This window comes from Marinobacter sp. BW6, from assembly GCF_008107725.1.
Taxonomy (GTDB): Bacteria; Pseudomonadota; Gammaproteobacteria; order Pseudomonadales; family Oleiphilaceae; genus Marinobacter.
The window spans coordinates 121,597-137,663 of record NZ_VIRN01000061.1 but is presented as its reverse complement, the minus strand read 5'-3'; the positions used below and the strand labels follow the sequence as shown (position 1 = coordinate 137,663).

The window sequence follows — 16,067 nt, the reverse complement described above, 5'->3', positions numbered from 1 at the left end:
GGTGTACCGAGTCAAGCAGTTGGAAACCACGGTGAACCTGGCCAGCTTCAGCCGTTGGCTGAACGGACAGGGTGTGACCCACCGCATTACGGAAGAGGGGGAATTTCAGGTGCTCTGGCTGGAGGACCCTGCCCACGCCGAACCCGTGCTTTCCGCCCTGGACCGCTTCATGGCGGAACCTGAAATCAGGGACGCGGTGGATCGCCAGAACCGGTCGCCGGTGTTTGTTGGCGGGCGCTGGCAGCCTTCACCACGTCATGCGCCGCTAGTGCTCGGGATCATTGTATTTGCTGTGGCCATGGTCTGGCTTACCGCCATGGGCCAGAATGAGCTGGCAGCCAGCCTAATGATGATTGACCCCCGGGATTATGACTGGAGCACCATGGCCGGTCGTATCGAAGCTTTAACCGCAACGCTGACCAGTGGCCAGATCTGGCGGCTGCTGACACCGGATTTTCTGCACTTCAGCTGGACCCACATAATTTTCAATTCCGTGATGCTCTGGTTTCTGGGCAGCCAGATCGAGTGGTTTGATGGCCGGGCCCGGTTAATTGCTCTTTTTGTAATCACGAGTCTGATCTCGAACGGCCTGCAGTATTTCGTTTCCGGGCCTCTTTTCGGTGGGCTATCTGGAGTGGTTTATGGGATTCTGGGCTATTGCTGGCTCAGTCAGCGATCCGCACCGAGGTTCCAGTTTCCGCCTGCACTGGTTACCTTTGCCGTTGCGTGGATGGTGATCGGATTTACGCCCCTCCCTGAAATGATTGGGCTCGGGCGTATGGCCAATGAAGCGCACCTGGGTGGATTTGTTGCCGGACTGGCCCTTGCGGTGGTTTTGCCCGTAAGACGCAGGCGGGACGCATAAAAAAGCCCCGCCAGAGGCGGGGCGTTAAAAGAGCTTTTAGCTCCTGATGAGAGAGACCAAATGATACGACCGTCGTCATTTGGTGAAGTAATGATAATCATTATCGTTTGATGCTGTCAAACGGTTCCGCCACATTTTTAATGAACGTTTTTTCAGGAGAGCGGGATGACCTACGAAGAACTGATCGAGCGACTGGATCCCAATGTTTACCGGAGTCTCCGGCAGTCGATTGAACTCGGCAAATGGCCCGATGGCCGAAAGCTGACGCCCGAACAGCGTGAAATCAGCCTGGAGGCAGTGATCTATTACGAGAATCTGCACAACATTCCTGAAGAGGAGCGTACCGGCTACCTCGACAGGGGCAGCAAGGCCGGCACCGCCTGCGACCCCTCGGTTCAGCGCAAGCAGGGTAGAGGCGACATGGACCCGGACCAGTTTGTCGAGGTCAAGTCTTGAGTGAGCTGATTGATTTAACAGGCCGGCTTCGCAAAATGCCGGCAGAGGCGGGCGACCCGGTGGCTTATTCCATTGCTGTCGGCGATACCCGCATTCCTCTGAACGATTTGATTGGCAGACCGTTGCGTCTGAATTTCGACGGCGTTATCCGATGCATCCACTGTGACCGGAAGACCAACAAGAGCTTCAATCAGGGCTTTTGTTATCCCTGCTTTCGAAAACTGGCGGCTTGTGACAGTTGCATCATGAGTCCAGAGAAGTGCCACTATCATCTTGGCACCTGCCGTGAGCCCGAGTGGGGTGAAACCCATTGCATGGTTGAGCACGTGGTATATCTGGCCAATTCGTCCGGCCTGAAAGTGGGGATTACCCGGGCGTCTCAGGTACCGACACGCTGGATCGACCAGGGAGCGGTAGACGCTATCCCGATGGTTCGTGTTGCGACGCGGTACATTGCCGGATTGGTAGAAGTTGCCTGTAAGGCTCACGTCGCCGACCGGACCAACTGGCGGGCGATGCTCAAGGGCGATGTTCCTGAGCTGGACCTGGTGGAAGAGCGGCGGCGCATGCTTGGGCTGATCACAGAAGACCTTGAGGCGCTCAGAGAGACCCATGGGCAGGACTCGATCCGTGAAGTCGACGAGCAGGGGCTCGGTTTGAGCTATCCCGTCCAGGTCTGGCCAGAAAAGATCAAAACCCATAACCTCGACAAAACGCCAGAAGTGGAAGGCGTTCTGGAAGGTATAAAGGGGCAGTACCTTATCCTGGATACCGGTGTGATCAACATTCGGAAATTCACCGGTTATGAAGTCCGTTTCCGGGTCATGGGCGCCTGACAGCGCCTTTACCGGCCAATCTTTTCATGTCTGCGGGTGGTGAAGTTTGCGCCCGCAGGCCGCGAACTCTGGAGAAAATCCATGCGTACCAGCCAGCCACAAAGCATTTATCTCAGCGATTACAAGGTACCTGCCTATTTGGTCGACACTGTAGATCTGAGGTTTGAGCTTTTCGAAGACGGGGCGCGGGTGCACAGCACGCTTGAGCTTCGCCGGAACCCGGAATCTGACGAGACGGCGGCGCCTCTGGAGCTCGATGGTGACAGCCTGACGCTCGAATCCGTCGCTCTGAACGGCGCAGAGCTGGCTGCGGGTGATTATGAGGATCGGGGCGACCAGTTGGTGGTTCGCTCGGTGCCGGAACAATTCACTTTGACGGTCGTCACCTGGATAGAGCCCCAGAACAATACCCGTCTGGAAGGTCTGTATAAATCATCCGGCATGTTCTGCACCCAGTGCGAGGCTGAAGGATTCCGCTGCATCACGTTCTTCCCGGACCGTCCGGACGTAATGGCACGTTTCCGTACTCGCATCGAAGCCAACAAGGACGCCTATCCGGTGCTCCTCTCCAATGGCAACGACGTGGAAGAAGGCGAGTTGGAAAACGGCCGGCATTTTGTCACCTGGGAAGACCCGTTCCCCAAGCCCTGCTACCTCTTTGCCCTGGTGGCCGGAGATCTGGTGGAAAAGCGCGACACTTTTTCCACGTGTTCGGGCCGCGACATCGATCTGCGCATGTATGTTGAGCCCCGTAATGCCGAGAAGTGCGATCACGCCATGGACTCCCTGAAACGGTCCATGCGCTGGGATGAGGAAGTCTATGGTCGTGAGTACGACCTCGATATCTTCATGATTGTGGCCGTGGATGACTTCAACATGGGCGCCATGGAGAACAAGGGGCTCAACATCTTCAACTCCTCCTGTGTGTTGGCCAGCCAGGAAACCGCTACGGATATGGCGTTCCAGCGCATCGAAGCCATCGTTGCTCACGAGTACTTTCACAACTGGTCGGGTAACCGGGTTACCTGCCGGGACTGGTTCCAGCTCAGCCTGAAAGAAGGCTTCACCGTATTCCGTGATTCCCAGTTCTCGGCGGATATGGGGTCCCCGACGGTGAAGCGGATTGAGGATGTGACGCTGCTGCGTACCGCTCAGTTTGCTGAAGACGGTGGCCCCATGGCACATCCGGTCCGGCCAGCTTCCTACATGGAAATCTCCAACTTCTACACCCTGACCATTTACGAGAAGGGCGCAGAAGTCGTGCGCATGATCCACACCCTGCTGGGGCCGGACATGTTCCGCAAGGGTAGCGACCTGTATTTTGAGCGTCACGATGGCCAGGCGGTAACGACCGATGATTTTGTAAAAGCCATGGAGGATGCTTCCGGTCGCGATCTGAGCCAGTTCCGCCTCTGGTACGAGCAGGCCGGCACGCCGGTGCTTAGCGTGTCGGATGAATTTGACGCCGGGAAAGGCGTTTATCGCCTTACCGTAGAGCAGAGCATTCCGGATACCCCGGGACAGACCAGCAAAAAGCCGCAGCATATTCCGTTTGCGCTTGGTCTGCTGGGACAGGATGGCCGGCCCCTGCCGCTTCAGCTTGAGTCGGGTGAGGCGAATGCTCCGACGGAGCGGGTGCTTGAGCTGACCGAAGCGGTGCATTCGTTTGAATTCCATGGAATCGAATCCAGGCCGGTTCCGTCACTGTTGCGGAACTTCTCAGCTCCGGTTCGGGTCCGCTATGACTGGACCCGCGAACAGTTGCTCTTCCTGATGAGTCACGATCCGGACGGGTTCAATCGCTGGGATGCGGGTCAGAGACTGGCGGTAGATGTCATTCTGTCGCTGGTTGGTGCGTCCGATGAGGCAGAAATCGAGCCGAGACTGGTCGAGGCCTATCGAATGCTGATTTCTGACACCGATCTGGACCAGGCCCTGGTGGCGAAAATGCTGCAACTTCCGTCTGAGGCTTACCTGATTGAGCTGACGGATAAGGCCGATGTTCCGGCTATCCACAGGGCTCGCGAATCCGTACTCCGGCATCTGGCTGGTGCCCTGAGAGGCGAGCTACTGGACTGCTACGAGCGTCATCAGGGCAGTGGCCCCTACGAGGTGACACCGGAGGCCATTGCCCGTCGTAGCCTGCGCAATACCGCCTTGGCCTGGTTGCTGATGATCAATGATTCGGAGGGGCGAGGGCTGGCAGTCAGCCAGTTGAACGCTGCTGACAATATGACCGATCGGATGGGTGCCATGCGGGCACTGGTCAATTCAGGTTTTGAGGCTGATCGCCAGCAGGCGCTGGACGACTTCTATAATCGGTTCCATGATGACCCACAGGTTGTTGAGCAGTGGTTCTCTGTGCAGGCGGCCAGTGACCAGGCCGGGCAGCTCCCGGACATCCATAAACTTCTGGAGCATCCGGCCTTTGACTGGAAAAACCCCAACAAGATTCGCTCTGTGATTGGTGCGTTTGCGGGTCAGAATCTGGCTGCTTTCCACAAGCCTGACGGTTCTGGTTACCAATTCCTGGCGGATCAGGTCTGCCGCCTGGACGACAGCAACCCGCAGATTGCTGCGCGCCTGGTGACGCCGCTCACCCGGTGGAGGAAGTTTGCGCCCGCGTACAGCGCTCAGATGAAATCTGCCCTGGAGCGTATTCGCGACAAATCCGGATTGTCCCGGGACGTATATGAGGTGGTGCACAAGAGCCTTGCCGATTGAAGTCAGATACAAAATCGCACTTTCGGTCGATAGACTTTAGTCTGGGATCGGGTAATCTGGAATAAGGTCTGTAATTCCATCAGACGACAATAAAAAAGCCTCCGCAGAGGCTTCCAGACGCACTTAAGGTTTCACAATGATGTATAACAAAAATGCGATTCTCGGCGGCCTGCTGGCTCTCTCCGTGGCATCAGCGCCTGCGTGGGCGGCGGTTTCCGCCAGTGAAGCGGCCCGTCTGGGCCAGGAGTTGACACCCTTTGGCTCGCCCAAGGCCGGCAACAGCGCCGGCACCATTCCGGCCTGGACCGGAGGGCTGACCGAACCGCCTCCCGGCTATGAGGGCAGCGGGCAGCATCATATCAATCCGTTCCCGGATGACGAGGTCCTGTTCACCATCACGCCTGCCAACATGGAACAGTACGATGAGTACCTGACCGATGGCGTGAGGGCGATGCTGGAGACCTACCCGACAACCTTCCGCGTGCCTGTGTACCAATCTCGTCGTACCCACGCGATCCCTGATTGGGTGGCGGAAAATACCCGTGAGAACGCAGTGAGCGCAGAAATTGTTGGGCAGGGTGCAGGCCTGGATGGCGCCTTTGGCGGCTATCCTTTCCCCATCCTGCATGGCAACGATGAGCAGAAAGCCTGGCAGGCGGTCTGGAATCACCTGACCCGCTGGCGCGGTGTGTCGATAACCCGTCGGTCAAGTGAGGTGGCTGTGCAGACCAATGGTGACTATTCGCTGGTTACCTCCCAACAGGAAGCCTTCTTCAACTTTTACAACCCGGAAGGCGGTGAAGAAGATCTGGATAACGTGATTTTCTACTACCTGTCGTTTACCCAGTCACCACCACGTCTGGCCGGTGGTGCCATTCTGGTTCACGAGACGCTGAATCAGATCATTAATCCGCGGAATGGCTGGGGCTACAATGCCGGGCAGCGCCGGGTACGCCGGGCGCCGAACCTTGGTTACGATTCCCCGATTGCTGCGGCTGACAACCTGCGTACTGCAGACGATACCGATATCTTTAACGGGGCCCTGGACCGTTATAACTGGAATTACGAAGGCAAGCGGGAAGTCTACATTCCGTATAACAACTACCGGATTGGCGAGAAGGGCACACCCTACGAGGAAATCCTGGGGATTTCCCATCTGAATCCCGATCTCACCCGCTGGGAGCTTCACCGCGTGCACGTGGTTGAAGCCACACTGAAAGACGGTGAGCGCCATATCTACGGCAAGCGCCGGTTCTATATTGACGAGGACAGCTGGAACACCGTTCTGCTGGATCAGTACGACGGCCGCGGCGAACTTTGGCGTGTAACCATGGGACTGCCTAAAAATTATTATGAACTTCCGGGTGTGTGGACGGTTCTTGACGTCTATCATGACCTTCAGGCCCGTCGTTATCATGTGCTCGGTTTGGACACAGAAGAGGCAAATACCCGCGTGTTCACCGACGAGGTCCCGAACAAGCGCTACTTCTCGCCGTCCTCCCTGCGCCGCAGGAGTGTTCGCTAACGCGCTGTTGGCCGAGGGATGCGTCCTCCGCCCACAGGAAGTGGCGACCCGACATACCGGCAATCGTAAGGTTGCCGGTATGTTCACAGTTATTCCCGGCTTTGCCGGTCAGAGACACAGTTCAATACAACATAATAGGCAATCTGAATGGCTAAAAGGTTGATGTGCAAGACTCTGGGCGCTGCCTGCCTTGGACTTTCCATGGTCTGGTCTGCCCCTGCAGCGTTTGCGCTTGCAGATATCATCGAAACCCCGGCCCGGCCGACCGATCTGGCTCCGGAAAATCTTCTCACCGATGCGACCCGGGTCGGGGATCGTATCGTGGCAGTCGGAGAGCGCGGTCATATCATTTACTCCGATGATGAGGGGAAAACCTGGGCCCAGGGTGAAGTTCCTGTTTCTGTGACCCTTACGGCGATCGAATTTGGCTCAGACACCCATGGTTGGGCCGTGGGTCACAGTGGGGTTGTTCTCCACACTGCCGACGCCGGAGCTACCTGGAATCTTCAGATTGACGGCATTCGGGCCATGGAACTGGCCATTGAGAGCCGGGAAGAACAGATCGCCGCCATGGAAGAGCGGATTGAAGAAGCGCCCGAGGAAGAAAAAGAAGACCTCGAATGGGCACTGGATGACCTCTACTTCGCCCTTGAGAATATCCAGGCGGATATGGATATCGGTCCGGTCAACCCGTTGTTGGATGTCTGGTTTGAAAATGAGGACCGTGGTTTTGTGGTAGGCGCCTACGGCATGTTCCTGCGTACAATGGACGGCGGTGAGACCTGGAAAGACTGGGCACCTCGAATTGATAACCGGCAGAACTTCCATCTCAACGGCATTACCCGGATCACGGGCGGTGCTCTGGTTGTGGTTGGTGAAGCCGGTCAGATACATGTCTCTGTAGACGGTGGTGAGTCCTTTGAGCGCCGCGAGGCACCTTATGAAGGCTCCCTGTTCGGTGTGATCGGTACAGGCCAGGTGAACGAGATTCTCGCCTTCGGCCTCCGCGGCAACATGCTGTTTTCCTCGGATCTGGGCAAGAGCTGGCGGATGGTTCCCAATTCAGCCGGCGCGACACTCAACGATGGCGTGGTTGCCAATGATGGTCGCATCACCCTGGTTGGTAACGGCGGTGCCGTGCTGATGAGCACCAATGGCGCAGAAACCTTCCGCGAGCATTTCCGCAGTGATCGTGAAGGCGTCATGAGCGCGGTGCCTATTTCAGGAACTGATTTGCTGATTGTCGGCGAAGGTGGCGTAAAGATTACAGACGCCCGTGGAAGAAACCTTCAATAACGCCCTGATGTGGCAACAACCGAACGAACAATAGAGGGGCTTTTGAATGTCCAACCCTAAGCATGACAAGGGCGAGCACTATCTGACCACGCCCAAGGCGGAACCCTTTCTCGAGAGGCTGATTTTCAACAATCGGGCAGTTATTCTCATTGCCTTTGCCATTTTGACGCTGTTCCTCGGGTACAACGCCGTCAAGATTCAGCCCGATGCCAGTTTCGAGCGCATGATTCCGCTCGAGCACCCGTACATCGTAAATATGCTTGATCACCGGGACGACCTGGAGAATCTGGGTAACTTCGTTCGTATCGCCGTTGAGTCGAAAGAGGGCGATATTTTTACCCAGGAATACATGGAAACCCTGAAGCAGATCACCGACGAGGTTTTCTATCTCAACGGCGTTGATCGCTCCGGTTTGAAATCTCTCTGGACGTCGAACGTCCGCTGGGTTGAGGTTACCGAGCAGGGTTTCCAGGGTGGCACTGTCATACCGGACGGCTATGACGGCTCCCGGGAGAGCCTCGAGCAGCTTCGCCAGAACGTTCTGCGTTCGAATGAAGTGGGGCGCCTGATCTCTGATAACTTTAATTCGACGATCGTTTACGCGCCGCTCTACGAAAAGAATCCGGAAACCGGTGAGGCTCTGGATTACGGTGACTTTTCCCGTCAGCTTGAAGAAAAGATTCGCGAAAAGTACGAAGAGCAAAATCCGAACATCAAGATTCACATTGTCGGATTCGCCAAAAAGGTGGGCGATCTGATTGAGGGTATTGGCTCCATCGCGTGGTTTGCGGGGATCACCATTCTGCTGACCACGCTTCTGCTGTTCTGGTATTCACGTTCCATTACCGGAACCCTGGTTCCCGTATTCACCTCGATCATCGCCGTGTTCCTGCAGCTGGGCACGCTTCGGCTTCTGGGCTATGGCCTGGATCCGTATTCGGTTCTGGTGCCATTCCTGGTATTCGCCATCGGCATCAGTCACGGTGTGCAGATTGTAAATGCGATGGCTGTTGAGGCAGCCAAGGGCTTCGACGCCGTGACGGCTGCCCGTCTGGCATTCCGGGCCCTGTATATACCTGGCATGTTGGCCCTGATCTCGGACGCCTTCGGTTTCCTGACTCTGTTCTTTATCGAGATCGATGTTATCCGCGATCTGGCGGTTGCCGCGGGTATTGGTGTGGCGTTTGTTATCCTCACCAATCTCGTACTGCATGTGCTGATCATGTCTTACATCGGGATTTCCAAAGGTGGCATCCGCCACGTTCAGAACCACGGTGAGAAGCAGGACCGGAAATGGCGAGTACTGTCCTACTTCTCTCATCCCGGTGTGGCACCGATCTCGCTGCTGATCGCTGTGATTGGCCTCGGGCTTGGTCTCTACTACAAGCAAAACCTCAAGATTGGCGACCTCGACCAGGGCGCGCCTGAGCTGCGAGCGGATTCCCGTTACAATAAAGACAACGCCTATATCATCGACAACTACTCAACCAGTGCTGATGTATTGGTGGTGATGGTCAAAACGCCTGAAGAGCAGTGCACCCAGTACAACGTGCTGCGGGCTATGGATACTCTTCAATGGGAGCTGCAGAATACGCCGGGCGTGCAGTCTTCGGTATCGTTGGCGGATGTCTCCAAGATGGTGACCAAGGCCCTAAACGAAGGTAACTGGAAATGGTATGAGATCTCCCGCAACCAGACTATCATCAATGCCTCCATTCGTGAGGCGCCTGCCGGGCTGATTAATACCGACTGCAGCCTGACGCCAGTGCTGGTCTTCCTCGAAGACCACAAGGCGGAAACTCTGGAGACCGTTGTTGAGCGGGTTGAAGAGTTTGCCGAAAAGAACAGCACCGATGAGCACAGGTTCCTGCTGGCTGCGGGTAACGCGGGCGTAGAGTCGGCGACCAACGAGGTTATTTCCGGCGCCAAGGACAAAATGCTGATGCTGGTCTACGGCGTGGTTAGTTTGCTGTGCTTCGTGACCTTCCGCTCGATCCGGGCGGTGCTGTGTATTGTTATACCGCTGGGTCTGACTTCGATCCTGTGTGAGGCGATCATGGCGGTATCCGGCATTGGTATCAAAGTGGCCACTCTTCCGGTTATTGCCCTGGGTGTTGGTATCGGTGTCGACTACGGTATCTATATCTACAGTAAGCTGGAGAAATACCTGCTTGAGGGCAAAACCCTCCAGGAGGCCTACTATGAGACCCTGCGTTCGACCGGCAAGGCGGTTATGTTTACCGGTGTGACTCTGGGCCTGGGTGTTGTTACCTGGATATTCTCGCCCATCAAGTTCCAGGCCGACATGGGCTTCCTGCTGTTCTTCATGTTCCTCTGGAACATGGTGGGAGCGATCTGGCTGTTGCCGGCGCTGGCGCGGTTCCTGTTGCGGCCGGATCAGATGCTTGCCAAGGCGCGAGCTGCGAAATAACATTCGCATCAACCTGAAAAAAAGCCCGCTCTGCGGGCTTTTTTGTTGTCTGGTCAACCGGTTAGCGAGCTAATCCATACTTTATTTATGGTGTGAAGTGGTCTATGTTTTACGGTGACCGTATGTCTTGCCCGCCCTCGAGGCGGGCGCCGAATTACAATGAACAGAAAAAAGGAAGAACTCACATGACACTGAAACTGAAAGCCTCCGCATTTGCTGTCGCTGCCGCAGTCAGCCTGGGTGCTGCTTCAACCTCCGTTTCCGCTCAGGAGCAGCGCTTTGTCACCATCGGCACTGGCGGTGTAACCGGCGTTTATTATCCTGCCGGCGGTGCGATCTGTCGTCTGGTGAACATGGACCGTAAAGAACATGGTATCCGCTGCTCTGTTGAGAGTACTGGTGGTTCCGTCTACAACCTGAATGCCATTCGCCAGGGCGAGCTTGATCTGGCCGTGGCCCAGTCTGACTGGCAGTACCACGCCTATAACGGTACCAGTCAGTTCAAGGATGATGGCGCCAACAAGGACCTTCGCGCGGTGTTTTCCCTGCACCCGGAACCGTTCACCGTTGTTGCCAGCAAGGGCTCAGGGATCAAGACCTTTGAAGACCTGGAAGGCAAGCGGGTATCTGTTGGTAACCCGGGTTCTGGCCAGCGCGCCACGGCTGAAGTCTTGATGGATGAGATGGGCTGGACGCTGGACAAATTCTCTCTGGCTGCCGAAATCAAGGCTGCAGAGCAATCCCAGGCTCTGTGTGACGGCAACATTGATGCCTTCTTCTACACTGTTGGCCACCCCTCCGGTGCCATCAAGGAAGCGACGACTTCCTGTGACAGTGTTCTGGTCGATGTTGATAACGCTGCCACCAAGACGCTGATCGACGATAACCCGTACTATCGTAAGGCGGTTATTCCTGGCGGCATGTACCGTGGCAGTGACAATGACGTCACTACCTTCGGTGTTGCGGCAACCTTCGTATCATCCACAGATGTGCCCGACGATGTTGTCTACGCGGTTGTGAAGGCTGTTTTCGAGAACTTCGACAGCTTCAAGCGTCTGCATCCTGCGTTTGCCAACCTGAACAAGGAAGAAATGGTCTCTGATGCCCTGAGTGCGCCTCTGCACCCGGGTGCTGCCAAGTACTACAAGGAAGCCGGCCTGATCGACTGAGCTGTCTGCACTCCGACACAGTGGGCTTCGGCCCGCTGTGTCGTCCTTTCAGAGAATCATCTTTTACGTACGGGATTAATTTATGGCGACGAGCGATCCGGCTAACGGAGCTGGTGCTGGTGGTAGCAGTAATGTAGACCAGATCCTGCAGACTGAAACCGGGGGCAGGGCTACCACTGGGTATGCCGCGGTTATTCTGTTTATCGTTCCCCTGATTTGGTCACTGTTTCAGCTCTGGATTGCGTCACCGCTCCCCTATATCTTCAACTTTGCTATCTTCAATTCCACGGAAGCGCGTTCTATCCATCTCGCGTTTGCGGTTTTCCTGGCGTTTTCTGCCTTCCCCATGATCAAGGGACGGCACGTGAATATCGTGCCCATCTACGACTGGATTCTGGCGCTTGTTGCCGCTTTCTGCGCCTCGTACCTTTACGTTTTCTACGAAGAGCTTTCGACACGCCCCGGAGCTCCTATCACCCAGGATCTTTGGGTTGCGCTGGTTGGACTCGTGCTGTTGTTGGAGGCGACCCGTCGCGCACTGGGTCTGCCACTGACCATCGTCGCCGCTGTTTTTATCACGTATTCGATTGCCGGCCCTTATATGCCGGATGTGATTGCCCACAAAGGCGTAAGTCTCAGTAAACTTGCGTCGCACCAGTGGCTGGGTACCGAGGGTGTGTTTGGTGTTGCGCTCGGTGTTTCCACGAGCTTCGTGTTCCTGTTTGTGTTGTTTGGTGCGCTGCTAGAGCGTGCCGGCGCCGGCAATTACTTTATCAAAGTCGCCTACGCCATGCTGGGGCACATGCGTGGTGGTCCCGCCAAGGCTGCAGTGGTTTCCAGTGGTTTAAGCGGCGTTATTTCCGGTTCTTCCATCGCCAATGTTGTGACTACCGGCACGTTCACCATTCCGCTGATGAAGCGAGTTGGTTTTCCGGCCACCAAGGCCGGCGCAGTGGAAGTAGCCGCATCCACCAACGGTCAGCTGACTCCCCCAATCATGGGCGCAGCTGCTTTCCTGATGGTCGAATATGTAGGCATCTCCTACCTTGAGGTCATTAAGCACGCCATCCTGCCGGCGATGATCTCCTATGTGGCACTGATCTATATCGTGCACCTTGAGGCCTGCAAACTGAACATGCAGGGTATCGAACGTCTTAATAAGCCGACTCTTGCCCAGCGGATGCTGAACTGGGTCGTTATCCTGATTGGCCTGAGTGTGCTAACTCTCGTGGTGTATTACGGGGTTGGCTGGACGAAAACGCTTTTTGGTGAAGCGGCGATCTGGGTGTTGGCGCCTTTGCTTGTGCTGATCTATGTCGGCCTGGTCGGCTATGCCACCCGATTCCCTGAACTCGAGGAAGACGATCCTGAAAGCGACATGGGGGAACTGCCGCCGGTTGGCCCGACTGTAAAGACCGGACTCTACTTCCTTCTGCCCGTTGTGGTGCTGGTATGGTGCCTTACTGTAGAGCGTTTCTCGCCCCAACTGTCGGCGTTCTGGGCTACGCTGTTCATGATTTTTATTGTCGTTACACAACGACCGCTCAAGGCCTTTTTCTATAAGCACGGCAACTTCCTCAGCGCGTTCAAAGACGGGGTGTTCGATCTTGCGCATTCGCTCGCCACTGGCGCCCGCAACATGGTGGGTATTGGCGTGGCAACCGCCACCGCTGGCATCGTGGTGGGTACGGTTACCCTGACCGGTATCGGCCTGGTGATGACCGAGTTTGTCGAGTTCCTGTCTGGCGGCAACCTGTTGTTGATGCTGATCTTCACGGCCATCATCAGTCTGATCCTCGGCATGGGTTTGCCCACCACCGCCAACTACATCGTTGTGTCCACCCTGATGGCGCCGGTAATCGTTACCCTGGGGGCTCAGAATGGGCTGATCGTTCCGCTGATTGCCGTACACCTGTTTGTGTTCTACTTCGGTATTCTGGCGGACGACACGCCGCCCGTGGGGCTGGCGGCTTATGCGGCCGCTGCAATATCCGGAGCAGATCCCATACGAACGGGTATTCAGGGCTTCACCTACGACATCCGAACGGCGATCCTTCCGTTCATGTTTATTTTTAATACCCAGTTGTTGCTGATTGGCCTGACTGGCTGGTTTGACCTCCTGGTAACGATCTTCAGCGCGGTGACTGCGATGCTGGTCTTTTCCGCGGCCACCCAGGGTTTCTGGTTTACCAAGAGCTACAAGTGGGAGTCGCTGTTGTTGTTGCTGATTACCTTCACAATGTTCCGGCCCGGCTTCTGGTGGGATATGGTCTACCCGCCTACGGCAGACCGGCCAGGTGCAGAGATCATGGAGTATGTTCAGGACGTGCCAGCTGACAAACCGATTGTGTTGAAGGCCTCCGGGATGACCATCGACGGCGACGAGGTGACGACCTACGTAAGGCTTGAGATTCCTGCTGGCGAAACGCCCGAGCAACGCCTGATGGACGCTGGCCTTGAGCTAAGCCCGGATGGCGAAAAGATGGCGGTGGACTTCGTGGGTTTCGGCAGCCCGGCAGAGGATGCCGGCATCCAGTTTGGCTGGACTATCGATGCTGTGCAGGTTGACCTGGAGCGGCCGCCGAAGGAGCTGATGTTTATTCCGGCTCTGGCTTTACTGGGGCTTCTGGCCTTTGGTCAGTTGCGTCGGCGGGCCAGGGAGGAGGCTGCCGGCCAGCCGGCCTGATGCTGCGTCTGTCCGTAAAAACCCGGCATTAACCTGCCGGGTTTTTTTCTGTTAGACTTCCGCTCGAATCGGCCCGCGGTTTGTATCGCGCCGTGCCGTCACCATGTGGTCTCTGGTATAGATCACCGCTGAGTAACCAACAGGAGTCTTTCATGCCCGTCGTAACCCTGCCCGATGGCAGCCATCGTAGTTTTGCTGAACCCGTAACCGTTCATGACGTCGCCGCTGATATTGGCGCTGGTCTTGCCAAAGCCGCCCTTGCCGGGAAGGTTGATGGCCAGCTCGTGGACACCAGCTATCGCATCGAGAATGACGCCGAGCTGGCTATCGTCACCGAGCGTGATGAAGAGGGCGTTGATGTTATCCGTCATTCCACGGCCCACCTGATGGCGATGGCTGTACAAGAACTGTTTCCCGGAGCGCAGGTCACTATTGGCCCGGTTATCGACAATGGCTTCTACTACGACTTCAAGTACGACCGCCCGTTCACCAATGAGGATCTCGCGCGGATCGAGAAGCGCATGGAAGAGCTCTCCAAGCAGGATCTCCCGGTTTCACGTTCCATCATGTCCCGTGATGAGGCGATCAAGCTTTTTGAAGAAATGGGCGAAGAATACAAGGTCCGTATTATCGAGGACATTCCCGGGGAAGAAGATCTGTCTTTCTACAGCCAGGGCGACTTTATTGATCTTTGCCGCGGTCCCCACGTTCCAAGCACTGGCAAGCTGAAAGCTTTTAAGCTGACCAAGGTGGCTGGCGCTTACTGGCGCGGCGACACTAGCAACGAGCAGCTTCAGCGTGTGTACGGTACCGCCTGGGGTAACAAGAAGGATCTCAAGGCCTATCTGAATCGTCTGGAAGAAGCCGAAAAGCGGGACCACCGCAAGGTTGGCAAAAAGCTTGGTCTGTTCCATATGCAGGAAGAGGCGCCGGGTATGGTGTTCTGGCACCCGGATGGCTGGTCCCTTTACCAGGAAGTTGAACAGTACATGCGCCGCAAGCAGCAGGAGCATGGCTATAAGGAAATCAAGACGCCGCAGGTGGTGTCGCGGACCCTGTGGGAGAAGTCTGGGCATTGGGACAAGTTCAAGGATGACATGTTCACCACTGAGTCGGAGAAGCACGACTACGCCATCAAGCCTATGAACTGTCCCTGCCATGTGCAGGTATTCAATCAGGGCCTGAAAAGTTACAAGGATTTGCCTCTGAGACTGGCGGAATTCGGTTCCTGCCACCGGAATGAGGCTTCCGGAGCGCTGCACGGACTGATGCGCGTTCGTGGCTTTACCCAGGATGACGCCCATATCTTCTGCGAAGAAGACGCTATCCAGCAGGAAGTGTCAGCATTTATCGAGATGCTGCACGAAATCTACGTAGACTTCGGGTTCACCGAAATTTTGTACAAACTCTCGACCCGTCCGGAAAAACGGGTTGGCTCCGATGAGGTCTGGGACAAGGCGGAAGCGGCCCTGGAAGAAGCGCTGAATCGTGAAGGGGTAGACTGGGAATTGCTGCCGGGCGAAGGTGCCTTCTACGGGCCCAAGATTGAGTTCTCTCTTAAAGACTGTATCGGACGGGTGTGGCAGTGTGGCACTATTCAGGTAGATTTTTCGATGCCGGGTCGCCTGGGTGCACAGTATGTTGCCGATAACTCCGAGCGGAAAACGCCGGTTATGCTGCACCGGGCGGTGTTGGGTTCCTTCGAGCGTTTTATTGGTATCCTGATCGAGGAATACGAAGGTGCATTCCCGACCTGGCTTGCCCCAACTCAAGTGGCTATCCTCAATATTACCGATAATCAGCGTGATTATTGTCAGAATCTTGCGAAAAAGTGGGATTCTTTGGGTTATAGGGTTAATGCTGACTTGAGAAACGAGAAGATCGGCTTTAAAATCCGCGAGCATACTCTTAACAAGGTTCCCTATCTTGTCGTTGTCGGCGATAAAGAAGTCGACAACAACGCTGTTGCGGTGAGAACCCGCAAAGGTGAAGATTTGGGAACACTATCGCTTGAAGCGTTTGAGCAACTTTTGCAGAAAGATGTTGAGCGTAAGGGCAAAACAAAGACGGAGATCTAAT

General features: G+C 55.8%; 10 protein-coding genes. All 10 read left to right on the top strand.

All coding sequences use genetic code 11. From position 1 onward, the window contains the following. Window position 1 precedes the first annotated feature (1 nt). Window positions 2-865: a rhomboid family intramembrane serine protease gene (locus FMN52_RS06300; RefSeq protein ID WP_148607830.1), complete on the top strand. Its 864-nt coding sequence runs from the start codon at window positions 2-4 to the stop codon at window positions 863-865. Between the two features lie 165 nt (window positions 866-1,030). Then, window positions 1,031-1,321 (top strand): DUF1315 family protein, encoded by a 291-nt coding sequence (locus FMN52_RS06295; protein ID WP_148607828.1) that lies wholly within the window; start codon window positions 1,031-1,033, stop codon window positions 1,319-1,321. Next, a complete protein-coding gene (locus FMN52_RS06290) occupies window positions 1,318-2,157 on the top strand; it encodes a DUF2797 domain-containing protein (protein WP_148607826.1) in 840 nt (279 codons plus the stop codon). The genes FMN52_RS06295 and FMN52_RS06290 overlap by 4 nt, the downstream gene beginning before the upstream one ends. An 81-nt stretch (window positions 2,158-2,238) precedes the next feature. Beyond that, window positions 2,239-4,881, top strand: a complete 2,643-nt coding sequence (gene pepN, locus FMN52_RS06285) for an aminopeptidase N (RefSeq protein WP_148607824.1) — start codon at window positions 2,239-2,241, stop codon at window positions 4,879-4,881. A 136-nt stretch (window positions 4,882-5,017) separates the two neighbouring features. After that, complete coding sequence (locus tag FMN52_RS06280) at window positions 5,018-6,406, top strand: DUF1329 domain-containing protein (RefSeq protein WP_148607823.1); 1,389 nt, start codon at window positions 5,018-5,020, stop codon at window positions 6,404-6,406. Window positions 6,407-6,553: 147 nt separating this feature from the next. Then, entirely contained in the window at window positions 6,554-7,702 is a 1,149-nt protein-coding gene (locus FMN52_RS06275; protein WP_240339406.1) for a YCF48-related protein, read from the top strand. A gap of 46 nt (window positions 7,703-7,748) precedes the next feature. Then, a complete protein-coding gene (locus tag FMN52_RS06270) occupies window positions 7,749-10,133 on the top strand; it encodes an MMPL family transporter (RefSeq protein ID WP_148607821.1) in 2,385 nt (794 codons plus the stop codon). Between the two features lie 185 nt (window positions 10,134-10,318). After that, complete coding sequence (locus tag FMN52_RS06265) at window positions 10,319-11,302, top strand: TAXI family TRAP transporter solute-binding subunit (RefSeq protein ID WP_148607819.1); 984 nt, start codon at window positions 10,319-10,321, stop codon at window positions 11,300-11,302. Between the two features lie 82 nt (window positions 11,303-11,384). Next, entirely contained in the window at window positions 11,385-13,988 is a 2,604-nt protein-coding gene (locus FMN52_RS06260; protein ID WP_148607817.1) for a TRAP transporter permease, read from the top strand. A 152-nt stretch (window positions 13,989-14,140) separates the two neighbouring features. Beyond that, entirely contained in the window at window positions 14,141-16,066 is a 1,926-nt protein-coding gene (gene thrS, locus FMN52_RS06255) for a threonine--tRNA ligase (protein WP_148607815.1), read from the top strand. The last annotated feature ends 1 nt before the right edge of the window (window position 16,067 follow it).

Bases quoted from the DNA above. Each gene is read 5' to 3' on its own strand.
- FMN52_RS06295 (WP_148607828.1), top strand. From the start codon at position 1,031: ATGACCTACGAAGAACTGATCGAGCGACTGGATCCCAATGTTTACCGG.
- pepN (WP_148607824.1), top strand. From the start codon at position 2,239: ATGCGTACCAGCCAGCCACAAAGCATTTATCTCAGCGATTACAAGGTA.
- FMN52_RS06280 (WP_148607823.1), top strand. From the start codon at position 5,018: ATGATGTATAACAAAAATGCGATTCTCGGCGGCCTGCTGGCTCTCTCC.
- FMN52_RS06275 (WP_240339406.1), top strand. From the start codon at position 6,554: ATGGCTAAAAGGTTGATGTGCAAGACTCTGGGCGCTGCCTGCCTTGGA.
- FMN52_RS06270 (WP_148607821.1), top strand. From the start codon at position 7,749: ATGTCCAACCCTAAGCATGACAAGGGCGAGCACTATCTGACCACGCCC.
- FMN52_RS06265 (WP_148607819.1), top strand. From the start codon at position 10,319: ATGACACTGAAACTGAAAGCCTCCGCATTTGCTGTCGCTGCCGCAGTC.
- FMN52_RS06260 (WP_148607817.1), top strand. From the start codon at position 11,385: ATGGCGACGAGCGATCCGGCTAACGGAGCTGGTGCTGGTGGTAGCAGT.
- thrS (WP_148607815.1), top strand. From the start codon at position 14,141: ATGCCCGTCGTAACCCTGCCCGATGGCAGCCATCGTAGTTTTGCTGAA.